The sequence below is a fragment of the Acuticoccus sediminis genome (assembly GCF_003258595.1).
Classification (GTDB): Bacteria; Pseudomonadota; Alphaproteobacteria; order Rhizobiales; family Amorphaceae; genus Acuticoccus; species Acuticoccus sediminis.
The window spans coordinates 690,193-709,447 of record NZ_QHHQ01000001.1 but is presented as its reverse complement, the minus strand read 5'-3'; the positions used below and the strand labels follow the sequence as shown (position 1 = coordinate 709,447).

Sequence of the window (19,255 nt, the reverse complement as noted above, 5' to 3'; positions counted from 1 at the left end):
GGTTGTTTGTCCGTATATTTCAGTTGAAGTCGGTGACGACGACGAAACCCTCGGTCTCGAAGGTCGGCAGTCGATCGAAGACGCCCTGAACGTCCGCGAGCGCGACCTCCTCCGTGATCAGCCGGCCAGGCTGCAGCTTGCCGCTGTCGACCAGGCGGAGGAGTTCGGGATAGTCCGCGTGCGGGTTGCCCAGCGTGCCGACGAGCGACCATTCCCGGAACACCATGAGGTCCACCGGCAGCGTGATCGCGCCCTTGTCGTCCTGCGTCGTCAGCCCCGCGACGCACAGTCGCCCGCCCTTGGCCAGCGTGTGCAGCGCGGTGAGCGTCGAGTTCTGACCGCCCATCGCGTCGATCGCGACGTCGGCCCCCCGGCTGCCAATGAGCGTGTCCAGGCTTTCGCGGACCTCCTCGGGGGTGAGGCCGGACGAGTTGATCGCGTGGCTCGCCCCGACCGCCTTGGCGGCTTCGAGCGCGCTGTCCTTGGTGTCGATCGCGACCACCAGCGCGCCCAACGCCGATGCGATCTCAACGGCCGACCGGCCGACGCCACCGGCACCGACCACGACGACGGTCTCGCCGCCCTGGACCTCAGACCGCGTCCTCACGGCCCGGAAGGAGGTCATGTAGCGGCAGCCCAGCGCCGCGGCGTCCTTCTCCGTGACGTTGGCGGGCAGCTCGATGCAATTGAAGTCTGCGTTCGGAACCTTTGCCAGCTGTGCGAAGCCGCCCGAACCCGGGGTGGTGAAGCCCCATGCCGGATTGTCGCAAAGGTTCGACAGGCCCTTGCGGCAGTAGGGGCAGTCCCCGTCACCGAAGTTGAACGGGACGCAGACGCGCATCCCCGGCTTCAGGCGTTTGACGTTGGCGCCGACGCGGTCGACCACGCCGCCGATCTCGTGACCGAGCGTGATCGGCAGCGGAAGTTTTAGGCCGCCCCAGACCCAGTCCCCGTTCCAGACGTGCCAGTCGGTCCGGCAGATGCCGCAGGCGCTGGGTCGGACGAGAATGTCGTCGGCGCCGATCTCCGGGACCGGGACGTCCATGAGTTCCATCGGCTTGCGGAACTGTTCCGCTACGACAGCGCGCATCGTTTCCATGGTGGCTCCACGAATTGTTGGAAGGTTCGGGCAAGCAGCCGGATTCGTCGCGCGACATCGGCGACTGCAAGGATGGTTGCCTTCGGCCTGCCGGCGCGAGGAGCTCCGCCGACCCCCTTCGCCGCGTCGCTCGCATCGAGCGCCGGAGGCAACCGTTCGGCCGGAGTTTTTGCGCGGCGCTTGGATGACTGTCTCGTTAAGCGACATAATCTGGTATGAATTCTGCGGTCGACGCCGATGCGTTGCATCGTCGACACCGTGCAGGTTTCATCGCCGAGACCGGTCGGGACTTCTGTTCGGTTGGATCGTGCCCTCGGAGAAAGCGCACGCCGTGTCTTCACGTGACGATGAGAATTCGGACGAGTCGGCCGCCGACGCCGGGCGCAACGCTATCGAACGCGCAAGCTACGTTTTCGGGCCGTTCCGTCTCCTCCCGCAGCAACGGCTGCTCCTGGGGGCCGACGGGCCGCTCGCGATCGGCTCGCGCGCGTTCGACATCCTGACGTTTCTCGTCGCGCGGGCCGGTGGTGCCGTCTCGAAAGAGGAGTTGCTCCGCCACGCCTGGCCGAACACGTTCGTCGAAGACGACAATCTGAGGGTCCACATCGCCGCCCTGCGCCGCGCCCTCTCTGCCGCGGCACCGGGGATGACGTTCATCGCCACTGAGATCGGGCGGGGCTATCGCTTCGTCGCTCCGGTCAGCGTCGCGCCGCCGGAGACGGCAGCTTCAACGACTCCCCCGCCGAACCTGCCGCCGAACCTTCCGGGGGATCTCGGCATCATCGGCCGCGCCGACGATATCGCGGCCGTCGCGAGGCACCTGAGCCGGGCGCGGCTCGTGACGATCGTCGGCGCGGGCGGGGTCGGCAAGACGACCGTTGCCGCGGCCGCGGCCCGCGATGCCGCCGCGCAGGGGCAGACCGTGATCTTCGTCGACCTCTCGACGGTCGGGGATCCGCAACTGGTTCCGATCGCGATCGCGGCCGCGCTCGGCGCCGCGACGTACCCGAACGCGCTCGATGCGACCGTCGCCGCGCTGCGCCATCGGCCCAGCCTCCTCCTGCTCGACGGTTGCGAGCATCTCGCCCATGCGGTCGCCGTCGCGTCGGACCGGATCTGCAGACAGGTTCCAGATGCAACGATTCTGGCGACGAGCCGGGCCCCGCTCGGCCTCGCCCAGGAGCACGTCTTCCGGCTGGAGCCTCTCGCCAGCCCGGCGCCTGGCTCCGCCTTGCTGCCGCAGGAGGCGCTCGCCTACGCTGCCGTCGAGTTGTTCGTGACCCGTGCGCGCGAGCGGAGCGGCTACGAACTCGCCGGTGACGATGCTCCGGTCGTGGCCGACATCTGCCGGCTGCTCGACGGCATCCCGCTGGCGATCGAACTCGCCGCCGCGCGCGCGACCACGCTCGAACTCGGCACGATCCGCGCTTCGGTCTCGGACAGCCTGTCGCTCCTGACGCACGGTCCTCGCAACGCGCCGCTGCGACAGCAGACGCTGACGGCGACGCTCGACTGGAGCTACAGTCTGCTCTCGGACACCGAAGCCTGCATCCTGCGCGGCGTTTCGGTGTTCGCCGGCTACTTCAGCAGCGACGACGCGATCGCCGTCGTCGCGGACGCAGAGCTCGCCCCTGCCGAGCTCGCCGCAGGCATCGCCGGGCTGACCGCCAAATCCCTCATCGCGAGCAGCGTGCGCGACGGCGCCTTGCGCCACCGCCTCCTCGAAAGCACGCGGGTGTACGCCTCCGGTCGTCTCGAGGCCGCGGGGGAAGATCGCGATCGCACCCGCCGGCATGCGGAGCACCTGCTTGGCGTTTTCGAGCACGCCGAAGCGGAATGGAACTCCCGCCCGACCCGCGACTGGGCGGCATCCTATGCCGTCCGGATCGACGACCTGCGCAAGGCGCTCGTCTGGGCCTTCGCTCCCGGCGGCGATGCGCATCTCGGACTCCGGCTGACGAGCGCCGCGATCCCGCTGTGGGACGCGCTTTCGCTCGTCGGCGAAAGCCGGTCCCACGTTGCGCGCGCCCTCACCGTATTCGAGAGCGGAGTGTGCGAGAACGGCCCCATCGAGGCCAAGCTTCGCGCCTCGCACGCATGGGGTCTGACGCTGGAGGAAACGCTCGTCCCCGAGATCGAGGGGGCGTGGGAGCGTTGCATCGAACTTGCCAGACGCAACGCAAATGCTGACATCGAGCTGCGCGCACTCTGGGGCCTCGTGTACTACCTGATCTACTCGGGCCGGCCGGCCGACGCGTTCGCGCCGCTGGGCGGATTTGCCGAGGTTGCGGCGCGCGAGGATGCCGCCGCGCTCCCCGACGGCGAACGGCTCCGCGCGCTCGCGGAGTTCCAGACCGGCGACCTTAAATCCGCGCACCGCCGGATCGAGACGCTGGCGCGCGGCCGTCAGCCCAGATCGCCGCCCGTCAAGCTGGGCCGGTTCCATTTCGACCGGACCGTCGCGATCCACAGCACGCGTTCGCTGACGCTCTGGCTACTCGGTTATCCTGATCAGGCGGCGCGCGCCGCGACGCAATCTGTCGACACCGCACTTTCGATCGACCACGGCGTCTCGGTCTCCAACTCGCTCGTCGCATCGGCGCTTCTGGTGGCGCTCTGGCGCGGCGCGGTGGACGAGGCGGACGCGTATCTGGCGCTCCTCTACGACACGGTGTGTCGCAACGACATCTGGGTGTGGCGACCGCTGGCGAAGACGCTCACCGCATGGGCCGTCACCGAGCGTGGCAGCACGGACGCGATCGATGCCTTGCGCGCCTCCATCGCCGAGCTCGAACGGGCCCGGTTCCTGATCCGCGTCCCGTTCTATCGGAGCGTCCTCGCCGAAGCGCTCGCGGCGCGCGGCGACCTCGACGAGGCGCAAACAACGATCGCCGCCGCAGAGGCCGGCGTTGCGACACAGCGCGAGACGTGGTGTCGGCCGGAAGTGCTGCGGGTCGCTGGCGTCGTGCACATGCGCAGCGGCGACCGTGACGGAGCCGCCGGCCTGTTCGCCCGCGCCATGGCCGACGCGGAGGCGATGGGAGCGCGTTCGTGGCAGCTTCGCATCGCCACCGCCATGATGGATCTGGGCTCGCAGCGCGGCGCCGCGGAGCAGCTCGACCAGCACTATCGGCGGTTCGACGAGGGGCTCTCGACGCGCGACCTCGTGCGCGCCCGTGCGCTTCTGGCAGGGACTGGTCCCGCGGCCGGGATTCGCGACACACAGACTTAGGGCCGGCGAACAATCGTCGGTTGGCGGCCGCGCAAATGAGCGAAACGAACCAGCTCCTGAGAGAATCTGCATAGTCTGCCGAGGACCTGCGCCACTACCTCCAGGCAACCGGGCGCGACGGCTGTACGTCCGCCAATCACGGAAGCCTGGAGCCGGACATGCTGGAAAAGGTTGCATTCCCACCCGAGCACGATCCGCGCGTCTCGGCCCTTTATGCGCTGAACGAGACCGACGTGGACGCACCGCCGGAGGTGGTGTGGAAGCTGCTCGTCGAGGCGGAAAACTGGTCGCGGTACTTCCCGCCGGAGGATCGCGTCTCGATCCACGGTGACGAGAGTGAGCTTCGCCTCGGAACCCGGTTCACACGGGTGACGGTCGGATATCCGATGCGGTGCGTCGTGACCGGGTGGGTTCCGCAGCGCAAGCTCACCTGGGCGACGACCGTCGATGGCGACGAAACCGGGTCGACCGCGGTCCACGGCTGGATCGTCACGCCGACTGCGACCGGCGCGCATCTTCTGACCGAAGAGACCCTGCAAGGCCCGTTTTTCCTGGATCTGATCGGCCGGAAGAACCCCGGAGCACTGTACCGATATCACCAGGACTGGGTCGAAATGCTGGCCGGCGCCGCCGAGACCATCGCACGCGACGGCCGTTCCCGCCCCCGCGAGCGGAGTACCGTACAATGACAAGCCGCCCGTTTCTAATCGCGGCCGCAATCGCAGCGCTCGTCCTCCCGACCGCCGCGCTCGCGCAGACGACCGACAAGGCAAACCCCTACGCCGGGATCGACGTGTCCGACGACAGTCTGGTCCGGGAGCTTCCCGGCTTCGAGCGTCGCTTCGCCGAGGTGAACGGCATCCGCATGCACTACGTCGAAGGCGGCGAAGGGTCGCCGGTCATCCTGATGCCCGGCTGGCCGCAGACCTGGTGGGCGTTCCACAAGATCATGCCCGCCCTTGCGCAGAACCATCATGTCATCGCGGTCGACATTCGCGGCATGGGCGCCACGGACAAGCCCGGCGGCGGCTATGACAAGAAGACCATGGCCGAGGACATCCGCCAGCTGATCGCGCACCTCGGCTACAGTGAGGCGCACCTCGTCGGCCACGACATCGGATCGCAGGTCGCCTACGCCTTCGCGGCCAACTCCCCCGAGGCGGCGATGTCGGTGACATTTCTCGACGTCGCGGCGCAGCCGCAGAGCACGCGTGACCTGCGGCTGGTGCCGCCCCGCCCCCTTACGGGGACCTTCTCGGAGGACTTCTTCCTCTGGTGGTTCGCCTTCAACCAGGTGCCGGACCTTCCCGAGGCGCTGATCGAAGGCCGCGCCCACATCCTCCACGGCTGGTTCTGGGACCAGCTCCTCTATCGCAAGGACGCCCTGACGGAGCGCGACCGCGCGGTCTACGCCGCCGCGTACGACACGCCCGACGGGATCCGTGGCGGCAACGGCTGGTATCAGGCCTACGCGCAGGACCTCGACGATCAGCTCACCTATCCGGACACGCTGGGCACGCCCTCGCTCGGGATCGGGGGCCTCGGCCACCCGCTCCTCGTCGAACTGATGGAGGCCCGCTTCAGCGAGCCGCGCATCGAGCATCTTCCAGGCGTCGGGCACTACGTCGCCGAGGAGGCCCCGGAGGACGTCATTCGTCTCCTGACCGCATTCATCGGCCGGGTCGAGGCCAACTGAGACGCCCGGCCAACTCCGCCGGCACGCAACGAAGCGAAAATCGCCCCGGACCGCCTGATCGCCGGCGCCGGCCGCCGACGGCTCACCCGCAGTGAAGGGAAACCCCATGAAGCGCACACCAAGACGCCCGAACTACCACGAAGGCCGCAGGCAATTCCTGATCGGGGCGGCGGCAAGCAGTGCATTGCCTCTCGTGGCGAGCGATGCGGCGGCCCGGACCGCTCCGCCGCCCTCGACGGCAGAGACGCGCGACGCCTCCGAAACCAACCTCGCCGTCAACGGGCGCATGTACCGGGTCGAGATCGACCCCCGCACCACCCTCCTCGATGCGCTGCGCGATCACCTCGGCCTCACCGGCGCCAAGAAGGGCTGCGACCACGGCCAGTGCGGGGCCTGCACGGTCCTCGTCGACGGTCGCCGGGAGCTGTCCTGCCTCACGCTTACGGTGGCGGTGGCGGGGCGCGAGGTCACCACCATCGAGGGGCTGGCGGGGCCGGACGGCACGCTGCACCCGATGCAGCAGGCGTTCATCGACCACGACGCCTTCCAGTGCGGCTACTGCACGCCGGGGCAGATCCTGTCCGCCGTCGGCTGCGTCCGGGAGGGGCGCGCGGGCACCGAGGACGAGATCCGCGAAGCCATGAGCGGCAACCTGTGCCGCTGCGCCGCCTATCCCAACATCGTGCGCGCGGTGCTCGAGGCCCGCGACCTGGTGGAGGGCTGAGATGCGTCCGTTCGCGTACATCCGCCCGGCGTCGCTGGCCGAGGCCGTCCTCGCCATGGCCGAGGCCGAGCCCTCGTCCGATGCCATCCTCGTCGGCGGCACCACACTCATCGACCTCATGAAGCTCGACGTCATGCAGCCGAGCCGCCTCGTCGATCTGAGGGCGCTGGAAGCAGAGCTGGGGCACGTTCGCGCCGGCCCGGAAGGGCTGCGCCTCGGTGCCTTCGCCAGGATGGCCGACGTCGCCGCCGACCCCGCCGTCGTTGCCGACTACCCCGTGATCGCGCAGTCGCTGGCACTGGCGGCGAGCGCGCAATTGCGCAACATGGCCAAACTGGGCGGCAACGTCCTGCAGCGGACGCGCTGCGCCTATTTCCGCGACCCCTCCTGGGCGGCCTGCAACAAGCGCGTGCCCGGCAGCGGGTGCGCGGCTCGCGAGGGCGCCAACCGGACGCACGCCGTTCTTGGCACGAGCGAGCATTGCATCGCGACCTATCCGGGAGACCTCGCGCAGGCGCTGATCGCGCTCGACGCCGATGTCGTCGTCGCCGGCCGGCATGGCGCCCGCACCGTTCCGTTCGCCGCGCTGCACCGGCTGCCCGGTTCGACACCTGATCGGGAGACGAGCCTGGAGCCCGGCGAGATCATCGCCGAGTTCGTCGTTCCGGCCCGGTCGTGGACGTGGCGGTCGCTGTACCTGAAGGTCCGCGACCGGCAGAGCTACGAGTTCGCGGTCGCGTCCGCCGCGGTGGCGCTGGACCTCGACGGCGATACGGTGCGCGACGTGCGGATCGCGCTGGGCGGCGTCGCGACCGTCCCGTGGCGGGCGCACGAGGCCGAGACGGCCCTCAAGGGCGGCGCGCTCTCGCAAGGCGCCATGCAAGCGGCGGCCCGAATCGCGTTCGCCGATGCGCGGCCGCACTCTCACAACGCCTTCAAGATCGCCCTCGGCGAGGCGACGCTCGTCCGCGCCCTGCGCGAGGCAGCCATGATGGAGCCCCGGCCATGAACCTTCCGCTCTTTCCGACGCCCGCCCACGCCGTGCCACGCGTCGAAGGGCGCGCCAAGGTCACCGGCGCGGCGCGCTATGCGAGTGACGTGCGCCTGCCGCGAACGGCCTACGCCTATCTCGTTACCAGCCGGATCGGACGCGGCGCGGTGCAGGCGTTCGAGCTGACCTCCGCGAGGGCGGTCCCGGGCGTCCTCGACATCCTCACGCACGAGACGGTCGGTGACGCGATCCCGCAGCGCCCGTCGCTCTATGCCGGCGGCTACCTGGCGGACTCCGTGCGCCCGCTCGGATCGGCAGAGGTCGCCCATTGGGGGCAGCCCGTCGCCATGGTCCTCGCCGAGACCTTCGAGGCCGCGCGAGAGGCGGCAGGGCGGGTCGGCGTCAGCTGCGACGAGGCGCCGACCGCGGTCGCCATCGATGCCGGCACGGTGCAGAAGCTGGAGCCGATGACCATCACGACCGGCGACGTCGCGGCGGCGTTCTCGGCGGCGCCCGTCACGGTCGACGCGCGCTACTCGACGCCGACGCAGCACCAGAACCCGATGGAGCTGTTCGCCACCCAGTGCGTGTGGGACGGCGACCGGTTGACCGTCCACGAGCCGAGCCAGTACCTGAACAACGTCAAGTTCGGCCTCGCGGACCAACTCGGGATCGAGCCGGACCGCATCCGCGTGGTGTCGACATATGTCGGCGGCGCCTTCGGCGCCAAGGGCTTCCTCACCCAGCGCACCGCCCTTGTCGCACTGGCGGCGCGGCGGCTCGGGCGTCCCGTGGTGCTGGTACCGACGCGCGAGCAGGGCTTCACCCTCTCCGGCTATCGCGCGGAGACGCGCCATCACGTTGAACTCGCAGCGGACCGCGACGGCCGCCTGACCGCGATGCGCCACGAGGGCTGGGAACTGACCTCGCGCGCCGACACCTTGGCGATGGGCGCCGCGTCGATGACCGCGCGGCTCTACGCCTGCCCCAACATATCGGTCCGCGTGAACGCTGTCGCCGCCGACCGCTCGACGCCCGGTTTCATGCGCGCGCCCGGCGAGATGCCGTACGGATTTGCTCTGGAGAGTGCGCTCGACGAACTCGCCGTGAAGCTTGCCATGGATCCGGTGGAGCTGCGGCGCGTCAACGACACGCTGACCGACCCTGTCGGCGGCCTCCCCTACACCAGCCGCTCGCTGATGCGCTGCTTCGACGAGGCGGCGGCGGCATTCGGCTGGGCCGCGCGCTCCCCGGAGCCGGGCTCCATGACGGATGGCGATTGGCGCGTCGGCTGGGGCTGCGCGGCGGCGTTCTATCCGACCTACGCCGGAGCCTCGGCCGCCCGTGTCCGCCTCACCGCGGACGGGCGGGTGCACGTCGCCAGCGCCGGCCACGAGCTCGGCCAGGGCATGACAACGATGATGGCGCAGGTCGCCGCCGAGGAACTGGGCGTTTCTGTCGACCGGGTCGCGGTGGCGATCGGCGACAGCGACCTGCCGCCGGCCATCGTCGCGGGTGGCTCATCCTCCACCGCGAGCGTTGCCCCGGCGATCATGGCCGCGTGCGCCGCGATCCGCCGACGGCTCGATGCAGCGACGCCCGCCGCCGTCATCCCGGCGATGGAGGCGTCCGGGATGGGCGCTGTGGAGGAGCTGGCGGAAATCCGCCCGCACGGCGTCGCGCCGGACGGGATGCGCGCACTCTACCGCGGTCAGGCGGGTCCGGCCGGCGGGGTGCATTTGCCCGACCGGGTGCAGTTCGCGCTGGGGGCGCAGTTCGTCGAGGTCCGCGTCCACGCGCTGACGCACGAGATCCGGGTGCCCCGCGCGGTCGGCGCCTTCGCGTGCGGGCGCATCATCAATCCGCGCACCGCGCATAGCCAGCTCGTCGGCGGAATGATCTGGGGCATCGGCTCGGCGCTCTTCGAAGCGACCGAGATCGACGAGCGCAACGGCGCCTATATCAACGCGAACCTCGCCGAATACCTCTTACCTGTGAACGCCGATATCGGCGACGTGCAGGCGATCATGGTGCCCGAGGAGGACAGCGCGGTGAACGCTGCCGGGGTGAAGGGCGTCGGCGAGATCGGCGTGGTCGGTGTCGCGGCGGCCATTGCCAACGCCGTGTACCACGCCACGGGGCGGCGAGTGCGCGACCTGCCCATCAGGATCGAGCATGTGCTCTAGCCGGACGTCGCCGGGGGCGCATGCACCGGCGCGATTCACAAGCATTTACATGCGGGCACGTGGCGTCCGTGCTCCAGCATCGCCAGCTGTCACGTCATCCGAGGACGGGGAATGAGTGCCACCATGCAGACAAGCCAGATCGCGATCACCGGCTTCGGACGGGTCGGCCGCGCCATCGCGGCGATGCTGCTCGCCCGGCGCTCGCGCTATCGGGATCTCCTTGGTGTCGACGTTCGCCTGGTCGCGGTCTGCGGTTCACGGAGCGGCCTGTTCGATCCCGCCGGGCTCGACGAGGCGCGGTTCGACGCCCTCGAGGAAGACCTGAGCGGGCCGGACTTCGTCGCCTCCACCGGCGCCGACGTCGTGATCGAAGCCGGGCCGAGCGACCACCGCACCGGCGGCCCCGGCCTCGCCTACCTCACGATGGCGCTCGAAGCCGGGCGCGACGCCATCGCCGTCTCCAAGGGCGCGCTGGTCCACTCCGGCCCCCGGTTGCGCGAAATCGCACGCGGCACGGGCGCGACGTTGAAGGTCAGCGGGGCGACCGGTGCCGCACTGCCGACCATCGACCTCCTCGACTACAATCTTCGGGGAACCACCGTTCTCGGCCTCGAAGGGATCCTCAACGCCACGACGAACTTCCTGCTCGACGCGATGATGACGCGCGGTGTGGGGCTCGCGGAGGCGCTCGCCGAAGCGCAGGCCGGCGGCTTCGCGGAACGCGACCCGCGCGGCGATCTCGAGGGCTGGGACACGGCCTACAAGCTCCTGATCCTTGCGAACTTCGGCCTCGATGCCCGCCTGACCCTCGACGACGTCGCGGTCGAAGGCATCGCGGCCATCACCGCGGACGACATCGCCACGTGGCAAAGCGAAGGGCGCGTCCCGAAGCTGGTCGGCCGGCTGACGCGCGAGGGCGATCGGTTCGCGGCGCGCGTCGGACTGGAGACTTTCACCAGGAACGATCCGCTCGCGCACGTCTCGGGCCACGACAAGGCGATCCGCGTCGCGACCGACACGATGGGCGAGCTTGTCGCCATCGGCGGCGCGTCAGAGCCGACCGCGACCGCGGCCGCCGCGCTGAAGGACCTCGAGCACATCCTCACCGCGCGCCTCTCGCGCGGCCGAGCGGGATGAGGCGCGCGATGCCCACCGTGCAAGCCATCCGACACGTCCATTTCGAGGATCTCGGCAGCTTCGCCGCCCCTCTGACCGAGGCGGGCTACGCAATCCGGTACGTCGAGGCCGCCGGGGGCGATCTCGCCGCGCTCGATCCGCTGGCGGCCGATCTCCTGGTCGTCCTCGGCGGGCCGATCGGGGTGGCCGGCGAAGAAACTTATCCGGCCGTTGCGCAGGAGTTGCGGTTCCTGCACACGCGCCTCGCGGCGGACCGGCCGACGCTGGGCATCTGCCTCGGCGCGCAGCTGATGGCGCAGGCGCTCGGCGCCGCCGTCCATCCGGGGGCGGTGAGGGAGATCGGCTGGTCGCCGGTCGAACTGACGCCGGACGGGATGGCGAGCCCGCTCGCCGCACTCGCGGGCACGCCCGTCCTCCACTGGCACGGCGACAACGTCGATTTGCCGGACGGATGCGTCCGGCTCGCCGCGACGCCCGAATGCCCGACGCAGGCCTTCGCAAAGGGGCCGAACATCCTCGCGCTGCAGTTCCACGCTGAAGCGATAGCCGCAACCTTCGAGCACTGGCTCATCGGTCACGTCGTGGAGCTGGCGCACGCCGGCATCAGCCCGAACGCCCTGCGCGCCGACGCCGTGGAACACGGACACCGCCTCGGCGTCCAGGCGGATGCGATGTTCCGCCGTTGGCTTTCCGACCTGACCCCGCCCGCCTTGTAGGCGAGCGCCCCGAGACCGCACGGCATGCCCTGCCGCGCAAGGAGTTCTTCCCATGCCGACACATACGACACGCGATGGCGTCTCGCTCTACTACAAGGATTGGGGCCCGCGCTCCGGGCAACCGATCGTCCTGTCGCACGGCTGGCCGCTCTCGGCCGATGCCTGGGACCGGCAGATGCTGGCGTTCGGGAACGCCGGCTACCGCGTCGTCGCCCATGACCGCCGCGGCCACGGCCGCTCCGCCCAGCCATGGGACGGCAACGACATGGATCGCTACGCCGACGACCTCGCCGAGCTGATCGAGTATCTTGACCTGTCGGGCGCCGTGCTGATCGGCCATTCCACCGGCGGCGGCGAGGTCGCGCATTATATCGGCCGGCACGGCTCGTCACGCGTGGCGAAGGTGGTGCTGGTCGGAGCCGTGCCGCCGCTGATGCTGCGCACCGATGCGAACCCGGAAGGCACGCCGATGGCGGTCTTCGACGACATCCGCGCGCAGGTCGAGGCCAACCGGGCACAGTTCTACTATGACCTGACGATGCCGTTCTACGGCTTCAACCGTCCGGGCGCCGTCGTCGACGAGGGACTTCGCGAGAGCTTCCGCCTCCAGGGGCTCGCCGGCGGCATCAAGGGCCAGTTCGACTGCGTGCGCGAGTTCTCCGAGGTCGACTACACCAGAGACCTCGAAGCGATCGACCGCCCGACGCTGATCGTCCATGGCAGCGACGACCAGATCGTTCCCCTCGCCGCTTCGTCGGCCAAGGCGGCCGAGATCGTGAAGGACGCGGTCCTGACGGTCTACGAGGGAGGCTCGCACGGCCTCGCCCAGATCGACGCCGACCGCTTCAATGCCGACGTCCTCTCCTTCATCCGTGGGTGACGTCATGCACGGCATCAACCTCAGCGCCAATGCGCGCACCGTCTCGGTCGACTGCCTGCAGGCCATTCTGGCCGACGGTATCGATCTGGCGCTCCTCACCAAGCACGCCCACTGGAACCTCAAGGGGTCGCGCTTCATCGCGCTTCACGAGATGCTCGACGGCTTCCGCTCCGACCTCGACGGCCACGTCGACGCCACCGCAGAACGCATCGTCCAGCTCGGCGCCGTCGCCGAAGGTTCGGTGCAAGCGGTGGCGGCTTCGACGCGCCTGCCGGTCTATCCCGACGCATTGCGTGCCGAGGAGGATCATCTGGCGGCGCTGGCGGAGCGGTACGCGGCGCTCGTGGGAGCCGTCCGCGAGGGGATCGACCAGACCGGCGGAGCCGGCGACGCGGTCACCGCGGACATCCTCACCGGCTTCGCGCGCAGTCTCGACAAGGCGCTGTGGCTCGTCGAGGCGCACGCGGGTTGACGCGATCGTAGACAAGGATTTTGGCATGAACGTCTTCATCATCGGGATCGGCGGCGGTGTCGGCGTGCGGCTCGCCCGCCAGCTGACGGCGCGAGGCAACCGCGTCGACGGACTGGTCCGCCAGGCGGCGAAGCGGGACGAGCTGGCCGCCGAGGGAATTGCGACCACGCCCGGCGACCTTGTTGCGATGTCGGTCGCCGAACTCGCCGAAGCGATGCGCGGCAACGACGCCATCGTGTTCACCGCCGGCGCGGGCGGACGCGACGGGCCCGAGGCGACCGATCAAGTAGACGGCGAAGGGCCAGGCAAGCTCGCGGCCGCCGCCGAACTCGCCGGCATCCGGCGCTTCGTCCTCGTCTCCGTCTTCCCGGAGGCGTGGCGCGAGCGGCGGATGAACGAGGACTTCGAGCACTACATGGTCGCCAAGAAGCACGCGGAGACCCAGCTTGTGCTCACCGCCCTCGATTGGGTGATCCTGCGACCGTCGGCGCTGCGCAACGAGCCGGGCGCCGGCACCGTCGACCTCGGCCTCGCGAAGGTTCACGAGGAGATCCGGCGCGACGACGTCGCTGTCACGATCGCAGAACTCCTGCGTCAGCCCACCGTCAACCGCGTCATCCTCGAGGTCACGGGAGGCACGACGCCCATCGAGGGCGCCGTCGCGGCGATGAAACCTTAGTCCGCTCCAGAGACAGGATCCGTGCATGAATGAACACGAAGATCTGTGCCGCCTCGTGCCGCTGACCGAGCGCCAAGCCAAACGTTACGGGATGCATACGCACATCGACGGACTGACGCTCTCCTGTTTCACGCGGGCGAGCGAGCCGTTCGTGACCGTGCAGCACCCCGTCTACAGCGTCGTGCTGCAGGGCGAGAAGGAGGCGATGATCTGCGACCAGCTCGTCCGGTACACCGCCGGCCAATCGCTGATCGCCGGCGTCGATCTGCCCGTCACGTCGCGCATCGTCGAAGCGAGCACTGCCACGCCCTACCTCGCGATCAGCGTCGCGCTCGACCTGTCGAACGTCGCCGAACTTATCGGCAACCAGGCGCACGGGCCCGCTGCAGAGGCGGCGGCGCCATTCGGCGTCATGGACTTCGATCCGGCGCTCGCCGATCCGCTGGCCCGGTTGCTCGAGCTTCTCGATCGGCCGGCCGACGTCCCGATTCTCGCTCCGATGATCAACCGGGAGATCGTCTGGCGCCTGCTCCACAGCCCGTTCGCGCCGCTCCTGCAAGCGCTGGCATGGCCGGAGGGGAACATCGCCCGCATCGGCCGGGCGACGCAGTGGATCCGCGAGAATGTCTCGGAGCCGCTGCGGGTCGCGGAGCTGGCGGAGCGCGTCAACATGAGCGTTCCGAGCTTCCACCGGCACTTCAAGACGGTCACCACCGTTTCGCCGCTTCAGTTCCAGAAGCAGATGCGGCTCCACATCGCCCGAAAACGACTACTCGCGGCGGAGAGCGTCGCCGCCGTCGCCTACAACGTCGGCTACGAGAGCCTGTCGCAGTTCAATCGCGACTACCGCAAATTCTACGGCCTCGCGCCGACACAAGACGTCGCCACCCTGCGGCAGGAGCTGCGGGATCGCGGATCCCCGAACGGCGCGGCGTCGGCCGCGCGCCTTCCCCCAATTCCGAACGAGAGCACCCGATGAACGTCCTCATGGTCCTCACCTCCCACGACACCCTCGGCGACACCGGCCGCAAGACCGGCTTCTGGCTCGAGGAGTTCGCCGCCCCGTACTTCGTCCTGCACGATGCCGGCATTGCCATCACCGTCGCATCGGTGAAGGGCGGGCAGCCCCCGCTCGATCCCAAGAGCGACGAGCCACAGTTCCAGACCGACGCGACCGAGCGTTTCAAGGCGGACGCCGCCGCGCGCGAGGTTCTGGCGAACACCGTCAAGCTCGCCGACGTGAACGCCGCCGACTTCGACGCGGTCTTCTATCCCGGCGGCCACGGACCGCTGTGGGATCTTGCCGAAGACGAGACGTCCATCGCGCTGCTGGAGGCGATGAACGCCGCCGGCAAGCCTCTCGCCCTCGTGTGCCACGCGCCCGGTGTCCTGCGCCACGTCAAGGGGACCGACGGCAAGCCGCTCGTCGCCGGCCGGCCCGTCACCGGCTTCGCCAACTCCGAGGAGGAGGCGGTCGGGCTGACCAAGGTCGTGCCGTTCCTGGTCGAGGACGAGCTCAAGGCGCTCGGCGGCCGGTTCTCCCAGGGTGACGACTGGTCGTCCTACGTCCTCGAGGACGGCAATCTCATCACCGGGCAGAACCCCGCGTCATCGACCGAGGCCGCCCGCCGCCTCCTCGCTCACCGAAAGGGATGACGAGCATGCCGGAGCATCCGGCCGGCGACGCACCCGCGCCCGTGCCCGCCCACGACCAGGCCGACGACCATCTCGACGCCCTGCTCGACGAGGCGCTGGAGGAGAGCTTTCCCGCCAGCGACCCCGTCGCGCTCAGCCCACGCGATTCGGTCGCGCCGAAGGATCGGAAAAGCCGTGATGAGTGAAGACATCATTTTCTCCGACGCCACGGAGCTCGCCGAGCGCATCCGCAGCAAGGAGGTGTCTCCGGTCGAGGTCGTCGAGGCGCATCTCGATCGCATCCAGGCGGTCGACCCCAAAATCAATGCGATCGTCACGCTCGCGGGCGATGCGATCACGGAGGCGAAGAGGGCGGAGGCCGCGATCCTCGCCGGCGACGACGTCGGACCGCTCCACGGCGTCCCGTTCACGGCCAAGGACTCGATCGACACGAAGGGGGTTCTCACGCAGCGCGGTTCGCCGATCTTCAGGGGGCGCATCCCGGAGGCCGACGCCACGAGCGTCGCGCGAATGAAACAGGCGGGCGGCATCCTGCTCGCCAAGACCAACCTTCCGGAGTTCTCCTACTGGATCGAGAGCGACAACCTTCTGTCCGGCCGGTCGAACAATCCCTGGGACGTGACCCGCACGCCCGGCGGATCGAGCGGTGGCGAGTCGGCGGCGATCGCAGCTGGCATGTCGCCGATCGGTCTCGGCACCGACCTTGCCATCTCCGTCCGCGGACCGGCCGCGCAGACCGGTATCGTCTCGCTCAAGGCGACGCATGGGCGGGTGCCGATGACCGGCATCTATCCGCGCGCACCGCGCCGCTTCTGGCACGTGGGCCCGATGGCGCGCAGCATTCGCGACCTTGCTCTCGCCTATTCGCAGCTCGCGGGTCCGGACGGGAAGGACGCCTTCGCCACCAGCATTGGCCGGTTCGACGCGGGCATCGGTCGCCAGCCCGACCGGCAGCTCCGTGTCGGCTGGCTGGTGGAGCCGGGCTTCGGTCCGATCGACCCCGAGGTCGGCGCGACGGTTCAGGCCGCGGCTAAGGCGCTCGAGGACCTCGGCCTCCACGTCGAGCCAGTCCGCATCCCGGCGCTCGAGAAGGACTTTGCGCTCGACGTCTTCAACCGGCTGCACGTCATGGAGATGAAGCCGAAGTTCGCTGCGGTGACCGCCGGCCACGAAGGTGACATGTACAAGATGTCGAAGACGATGCTCTCGCTTCCCGACACATCGATGACGGCGTTCATCGAGGCCGAGCAGGCCGCAGAGCGCCTCCGCGACGGCTACGCCGCATACTTCGAGCAGTTCGACGCTCTGGTTACACCGGTGTTGCCGCTCCCCGCGCACCCGCATGGACAGGACGAGTTCGTCATCAACGGCCAGACGGTCGACGCAACCTATCTGCAGGGCGCGACGGTGCCCCTCAACATCACGGGCCTGCCGGGCATCTCGATGCGGTTCGGCACATCCAAGGAAGGGCTGCCGATCAATGTCCAGATCGTCGGCAGCTGGCTGGCCGAGTCCACGATCCTCCACGTCGCCTCGCTTCTGGAACGTGCGAGCCCGGTTCGCGGGCTGCACCCGACACTCTGAAGGCACACATGCGCCCGAGTGCGAACGCCCTCGGTTGCCGAACCAATTCGCAACGGGAGATCTGAATGACCGGCAAATGTCTGTGTGGCGCGGTAAGCGTCACGATCGAGCGAAAACCCGACTTCATCCATGATTGCAACTGCGACCTGTGCCGCAAATCCGGCGGAGCCTGGGCCTATGTCCCGGCCGCGGCGGCGATCGTCGTCGGCGATACGGTCTCGTTCGTCCGCCGGGACAAGCCGAACGCGGCGGCCGCGGTCCACTCCTGCGTGCGGTGCGCCGCGACGACCCACTGGGTCTTCACCGAGCGGTTCAGCCACGACCATCCGGAGGTCGACCTGATGGGAGTCAACATGCGGCTGTTCGATCCCGCGGCACTGGGCGGGGTCGAGGTGCGCTTCCCGAACGGCAAGGACTGGGCCGGTGAGGGTCCGTTCGACTATCGGCGCGGCAACGCGACGATCGGCGACGGGTTCGCCTGGTAACGCGCCGCGATGACCCCGACCGACACCATGTCAAGCACCCTGCCCGCCACGCCCGTGACCGGCTCCGTCTTCCGCGACGGCGCGCTGTCGATCGGCATCATGGCGCCGCTCCGGCGTGCGCCCGGCATCGCGATCGACTACCGCGAGCAGGTGGACTTCGCGGTGCGCGCCGATGCGCTGGGGTTCGCGGCGTACTGGGTTCGGGACGTGCCGTTGAACGGGCCCTGGTATCCGGAAGCGTTCGGGCACCTCGATCCGTTCGTCGCGCTTGGCAGCGTCGCGACCCGAACCCAGCGCATTGCGCTCGGCACGGCGGCCGCGGTGCTGACACTGCGTCACCCGCTTCACGTGGCCAAGGCAGCAGCGTCTCTTCAGGCGCTTTCCGGCGGTCGCCTTCTTCTCGGTCTCGGGGCCGGCGACCGCCCGCAGGAGCTCGCAGCCTTCGGTGAGGATATCGACCGCCGCGGCGACACCTTCCGCGAGCGGTGGACCGTGCTCCATGCAGCGCTCCGATCCCCCGCCAGGCTGCCCGTGCCGGGTGCCGACTACGAGCTCCGACCGGCGCCTCACTCGCCGCCCGGTCGAGGAATTCTTGCCGGTACTCCGGCACCGGCACGCAGACGAAGCCGCCCGACTCAGAACTCTCCGTCGGGCATGCGCCGAGCGAGATCATCACGCCCACGAGTGCGACTGCGCGCTGCATCCAGCATCTGCTGACGCGCATCGGACACCTCCCGTTCCTGTTCGAGTTGTTCTTGCAAACGTCCGCTGCGCTCGCCCGAGCGACGGAGTGCGACCAGCGCCGCGAACAAGGTGCCGACAGCGGCGGCATACATCGCGAGCCGCCGAACCCAAGGCAGTGCGATAAGCCAACCCATCATGCTTCGCTCAGCTGCCGAGCGGCCCTGACACGTTTCCAAAGCGCGTACCCGCCCCCGGCGACGATCAGCACGCCGATTGCTCTGCCGAAGATGGTCCCGGCCTGGATGTGTCGATCGGCCCGCTCGAGTTCGGTGACAAGCGCGGGTAGGTTCTCGACGACGATCGCCCCGCCACTAGCGACGGCGATGCTGGTGCCCTGCACGACGCCGGATTTCGCCAGCGGCTCGATGTCCGGCGGAAGCGCCACATCGCCTGGCCAGCGATAGCCGAGCAGCTGGCTTGCCGAATACGGCCGGATGCTGACCGCATCGCCCTGGTTGCCGCCGAGGACCAGAATATCGCCGTTCTTCGCGCGGCCGGCGTAGAACCCGACGTGACCCTGCCAGCCGTCGCGCTTGCCGCGACAGAACACTACGATGGAGCCGATGGTCGGCTTGTCGAGTTTGCGGCCCCGGCTCAGCCAGGACCGAGCGGATGCGGCGCGAGCAACATCGTAGCGTATCCCTGCCTCGCGAAGGTATCACGCCACGAACGAGCCACATCAGGCGGTCTCGTCGTCGGTTGCGCGCAGGTGGAAAGCTGACGATCCGTCGATTGTGTCTCGCGGCTCTCCTGCTGGCCCAGCTCGACGATGGCGAGTTGATCCCACTTTGGCGTTTGAGGAACCTCCCAACGAAATGAGCCCGCACAAGGCGCGCCGGGCAGACGGTATTGCCAGCACCTAGGCGCGAGTGACCCTCATCCGATTGAATTTGGCGTACAGGACGTTGGGCGGTGCCGTCTCGGGCGAATAGGGTTCGAACCTGGGGTGGGGCTACATTTGAGGCGCAGCGGCC

The 19,255-nt window shown here is 69.1% G+C and carries 20 protein-coding genes; 17 read left to right on the top strand and 3 right to left on the bottom strand.

What is annotated here, in order from left to right; all coding sequences use genetic code 11:
- Positions 1–19: 19 nt before the first annotated feature.
- On the bottom strand, positions 20–1,099 hold the full coding sequence (locus DLJ53_RS34630) for an alcohol dehydrogenase catalytic domain-containing protein (RefSeq protein ID WP_162408809.1): 1,080 nt from the start codon (positions 1,097–1,099) through the stop codon (positions 20–22).
- A gap of 331 nt (positions 1,100–1,430) precedes the next feature.
- Here DLJ53_RS34630 and DLJ53_RS03125 point away from each other — a divergent pair, with 331 nt between their 5' ends.
- The 17 genes from DLJ53_RS03125 to DLJ53_RS36610 all read left to right on the top strand — a co-directional run bounded on the left by DLJ53_RS03125 (position 1,431) and on the right by DLJ53_RS36610 (position 18,254).
- Positions 1,431–4,331 (top strand): ATP-binding protein, encoded by a 2,901-nt coding sequence (locus tag DLJ53_RS03125; protein WP_162408807.1) that lies wholly within the window; start codon positions 1,431–1,433, stop codon positions 4,329–4,331.
- Between the two features lie 158 nt (positions 4,332–4,489).
- A complete protein-coding gene (locus tag DLJ53_RS03120) occupies positions 4,490–5,020 on the top strand; it encodes an SRPBCC family protein (protein WP_111342254.1) in 531 nt (176 codons plus the stop codon).
- Entirely contained in the window at positions 5,017–6,027 is a 1,011-nt protein-coding gene (locus DLJ53_RS03115; RefSeq protein ID WP_111342252.1) for an alpha/beta fold hydrolase, read from the top strand. The genes DLJ53_RS03120 and DLJ53_RS03115 overlap by 4 nt, the downstream gene beginning before the upstream one ends.
- Positions 6,028–6,133: 106 nt before the next feature.
- Positions 6,134–6,751, top strand: coding sequence for a (2Fe-2S)-binding protein (locus tag DLJ53_RS03110; RefSeq protein WP_111342250.1), 618 nt, complete (start codon positions 6,134–6,136; stop codon positions 6,749–6,751).
- A gap of 1 nt (position 6,752) precedes the next feature.
- Positions 6,753–7,760, top strand: a complete 1,008-nt coding sequence (locus DLJ53_RS03105; RefSeq protein ID WP_111342248.1) for an FAD binding domain-containing protein — start codon at positions 6,753–6,755, stop codon at positions 7,758–7,760.
- Positions 7,757–9,928 carry a xanthine dehydrogenase family protein molybdopterin-binding subunit gene (locus DLJ53_RS03100; protein ID WP_111342246.1) on the top strand — a complete coding sequence of 724 codons (2,172 nt, stop codon included), beginning with the start codon at positions 7,757–7,759 and terminating at the stop codon, positions 9,926–9,928. Before DLJ53_RS03105 ends, DLJ53_RS03100 begins: the two co-directional genes overlap by 4 nt.
- A gap of 111 nt (positions 9,929–10,039) precedes the next feature.
- Positions 10,040–11,065 (top strand): homoserine dehydrogenase, encoded by a 1,026-nt coding sequence (locus DLJ53_RS03095; RefSeq protein ID WP_202912973.1) that lies wholly within the window; start codon positions 10,040–10,042, stop codon positions 11,063–11,065.
- A gap of 8 nt (positions 11,066–11,073) precedes the next feature.
- Entirely contained in the window at positions 11,074–11,781 is a 708-nt protein-coding gene (locus tag DLJ53_RS03090; RefSeq protein ID WP_111342242.1) for a glutamine amidotransferase, read from the top strand.
- Between the two features lie 52 nt (positions 11,782–11,833).
- Positions 11,834–12,661, top strand: coding sequence for an alpha/beta fold hydrolase (locus DLJ53_RS03085; RefSeq protein WP_111342241.1), 828 nt, complete (start codon positions 11,834–11,836; stop codon positions 12,659–12,661).
- A 4-nt stretch (positions 12,662–12,665) separates the two neighbouring features.
- Positions 12,666–13,133, top strand: coding sequence for a DNA starvation/stationary phase protection protein Dps (gene dps, locus DLJ53_RS03080; protein ID WP_111344019.1), 468 nt, complete (start codon positions 12,666–12,668; stop codon positions 13,131–13,133).
- 25 nt (positions 13,134–13,158) lie between these two features.
- Entirely contained in the window at positions 13,159–13,812 is a 654-nt protein-coding gene (locus tag DLJ53_RS03075; RefSeq protein ID WP_111342239.1) for an NAD(P)H-binding protein, read from the top strand.
- Between the two features lie 25 nt (positions 13,813–13,837).
- Positions 13,838–14,791 carry an AraC family transcriptional regulator gene (locus DLJ53_RS03070; protein ID WP_111342237.1) on the top strand — a complete coding sequence of 318 codons (954 nt, stop codon included), beginning with the start codon at positions 13,838–13,840 and terminating at the stop codon, positions 14,789–14,791.
- On the top strand, positions 14,788–15,468 hold the full coding sequence (locus DLJ53_RS03065; RefSeq protein ID WP_111342235.1) for a type 1 glutamine amidotransferase domain-containing protein: 681 nt from the start codon (positions 14,788–14,790) through the stop codon (positions 15,466–15,468). The genes DLJ53_RS03070 and DLJ53_RS03065 overlap by 4 nt, the downstream gene beginning before the upstream one ends.
- Before the next feature lie 5 nt (positions 15,469–15,473).
- Positions 15,474–15,653 (top strand): hypothetical protein, encoded by a 180-nt coding sequence (locus tag DLJ53_RS03060; RefSeq protein ID WP_111344017.1) that lies wholly within the window; start codon positions 15,474–15,476, stop codon positions 15,651–15,653.
- Positions 15,646–17,052 carry an amidase gene (locus DLJ53_RS03055; protein WP_111342233.1) on the top strand — a complete coding sequence of 469 codons (1,407 nt, stop codon included), beginning with the start codon at positions 15,646–15,648 and terminating at the stop codon, positions 17,050–17,052. The genes DLJ53_RS03060 and DLJ53_RS03055 overlap by 8 nt, the downstream gene beginning before the upstream one ends.
- Positions 17,053–17,117: 65 nt before the next feature.
- Complete coding sequence (locus DLJ53_RS03050; RefSeq protein WP_111342231.1) at positions 17,118–17,537, top strand: GFA family protein; 420 nt, start codon at positions 17,118–17,120, stop codon at positions 17,535–17,537.
- Between the two features lie 9 nt (positions 17,538–17,546).
- Positions 17,547–18,254: an LLM class flavin-dependent oxidoreductase gene (locus DLJ53_RS36610; RefSeq protein ID WP_111342229.1), complete on the top strand. Its 708-nt coding sequence runs from the start codon at positions 17,547–17,549 to the stop codon at positions 18,252–18,254.
- Here the strand turns inward: DLJ53_RS36610 and DLJ53_RS35065 are convergent.
- Both DLJ53_RS35065 and DLJ53_RS03040 read right to left on the bottom strand, forming a co-directional pair.
- A complete protein-coding gene (locus DLJ53_RS35065; RefSeq protein ID WP_162408729.1) occupies positions 18,173–18,418 on the bottom strand; it encodes a hypothetical protein in 246 nt (81 codons plus the stop codon). The genes DLJ53_RS36610 and DLJ53_RS35065 overlap by 82 nt on opposite strands.
- Complete coding sequence (locus DLJ53_RS03040; protein ID WP_111342227.1) at positions 18,415–18,921, bottom strand: TIGR02594 family protein; 507 nt, start codon at positions 18,919–18,921, stop codon at positions 18,415–18,417. Before DLJ53_RS03040 ends, DLJ53_RS35065 begins: the two co-directional genes overlap by 4 nt.
- Between the last annotated feature and the right edge of the window lie 334 nt (positions 18,922–19,255).

What these genes read in the sequence shown, in the direction of transcription:
- DLJ53_RS35065 (WP_162408729.1), bottom strand. Translation starts at nt 18,418, where the DNA reads ATGATGGGTTGGCTTATCGCACTGCCTTGGGTTCGGCGGCTCGCGATG.
- DLJ53_RS36610 (WP_111342229.1), top strand. Translation starts at nt 17,547, where the DNA reads ATGACCCCGACCGACACCATGTCAAGCACCCTGCCCGCCACGCCCGTG.
- DLJ53_RS03095 (WP_202912973.1), top strand. Translation starts at nt 10,040, where the DNA reads ATGAGTGCCACCATGCAGACAAGCCAGATCGCGATCACCGGCTTCGGA.
- DLJ53_RS03065 (WP_111342235.1), top strand. Translation starts at nt 14,788, where the DNA reads ATGAACGTCCTCATGGTCCTCACCTCCCACGACACCCTCGGCGACACC.
- DLJ53_RS03070 (WP_111342237.1), top strand. Translation starts at nt 13,838, where the DNA reads ATGAATGAACACGAAGATCTGTGCCGCCTCGTGCCGCTGACCGAGCGC.
- DLJ53_RS34630 (WP_162408809.1), bottom strand. Translation starts at nt 1,099, where the DNA reads ATGGAAACGATGCGCGCTGTCGTAGCGGAACAGTTCCGCAAGCCGATG.
- DLJ53_RS03120 (WP_111342254.1), top strand. Translation starts at nt 4,490, where the DNA reads ATGCTGGAAAAGGTTGCATTCCCACCCGAGCACGATCCGCGCGTCTCG.
- DLJ53_RS03050 (WP_111342231.1), top strand. Translation starts at nt 17,118, where the DNA reads ATGACCGGCAAATGTCTGTGTGGCGCGGTAAGCGTCACGATCGAGCGA.
- DLJ53_RS03105 (WP_111342248.1), top strand. Translation starts at nt 6,753, where the DNA reads ATGCGTCCGTTCGCGTACATCCGCCCGGCGTCGCTGGCCGAGGCCGTC.
- DLJ53_RS03100 (WP_111342246.1), top strand. Translation starts at nt 7,757, where the DNA reads ATGAACCTTCCGCTCTTTCCGACGCCCGCCCACGCCGTGCCACGCGTC.
- DLJ53_RS03115 (WP_111342252.1), top strand. Translation starts at nt 5,017, where the DNA reads ATGACAAGCCGCCCGTTTCTAATCGCGGCCGCAATCGCAGCGCTCGTC.
- DLJ53_RS03090 (WP_111342242.1), top strand. Translation starts at nt 11,074, where the DNA reads ATGCCCACCGTGCAAGCCATCCGACACGTCCATTTCGAGGATCTCGGC.
- DLJ53_RS03110 (WP_111342250.1), top strand. Translation starts at nt 6,134, where the DNA reads ATGAAGCGCACACCAAGACGCCCGAACTACCACGAAGGCCGCAGGCAA.
- DLJ53_RS03060 (WP_111344017.1), top strand. Translation starts at nt 15,474, where the DNA reads ATGCCGGAGCATCCGGCCGGCGACGCACCCGCGCCCGTGCCCGCCCAC.
- DLJ53_RS03085 (WP_111342241.1), top strand. Translation starts at nt 11,834, where the DNA reads ATGCCGACACATACGACACGCGATGGCGTCTCGCTCTACTACAAGGAT.
- dps (WP_111344019.1), top strand. Translation starts at nt 12,666, where the DNA reads ATGCACGGCATCAACCTCAGCGCCAATGCGCGCACCGTCTCGGTCGAC.
- DLJ53_RS03075 (WP_111342239.1), top strand. Translation starts at nt 13,159, where the DNA reads ATGAACGTCTTCATCATCGGGATCGGCGGCGGTGTCGGCGTGCGGCTC.
- DLJ53_RS03055 (WP_111342233.1), top strand. Translation starts at nt 15,646, where the DNA reads ATGAGTGAAGACATCATTTTCTCCGACGCCACGGAGCTCGCCGAGCGC.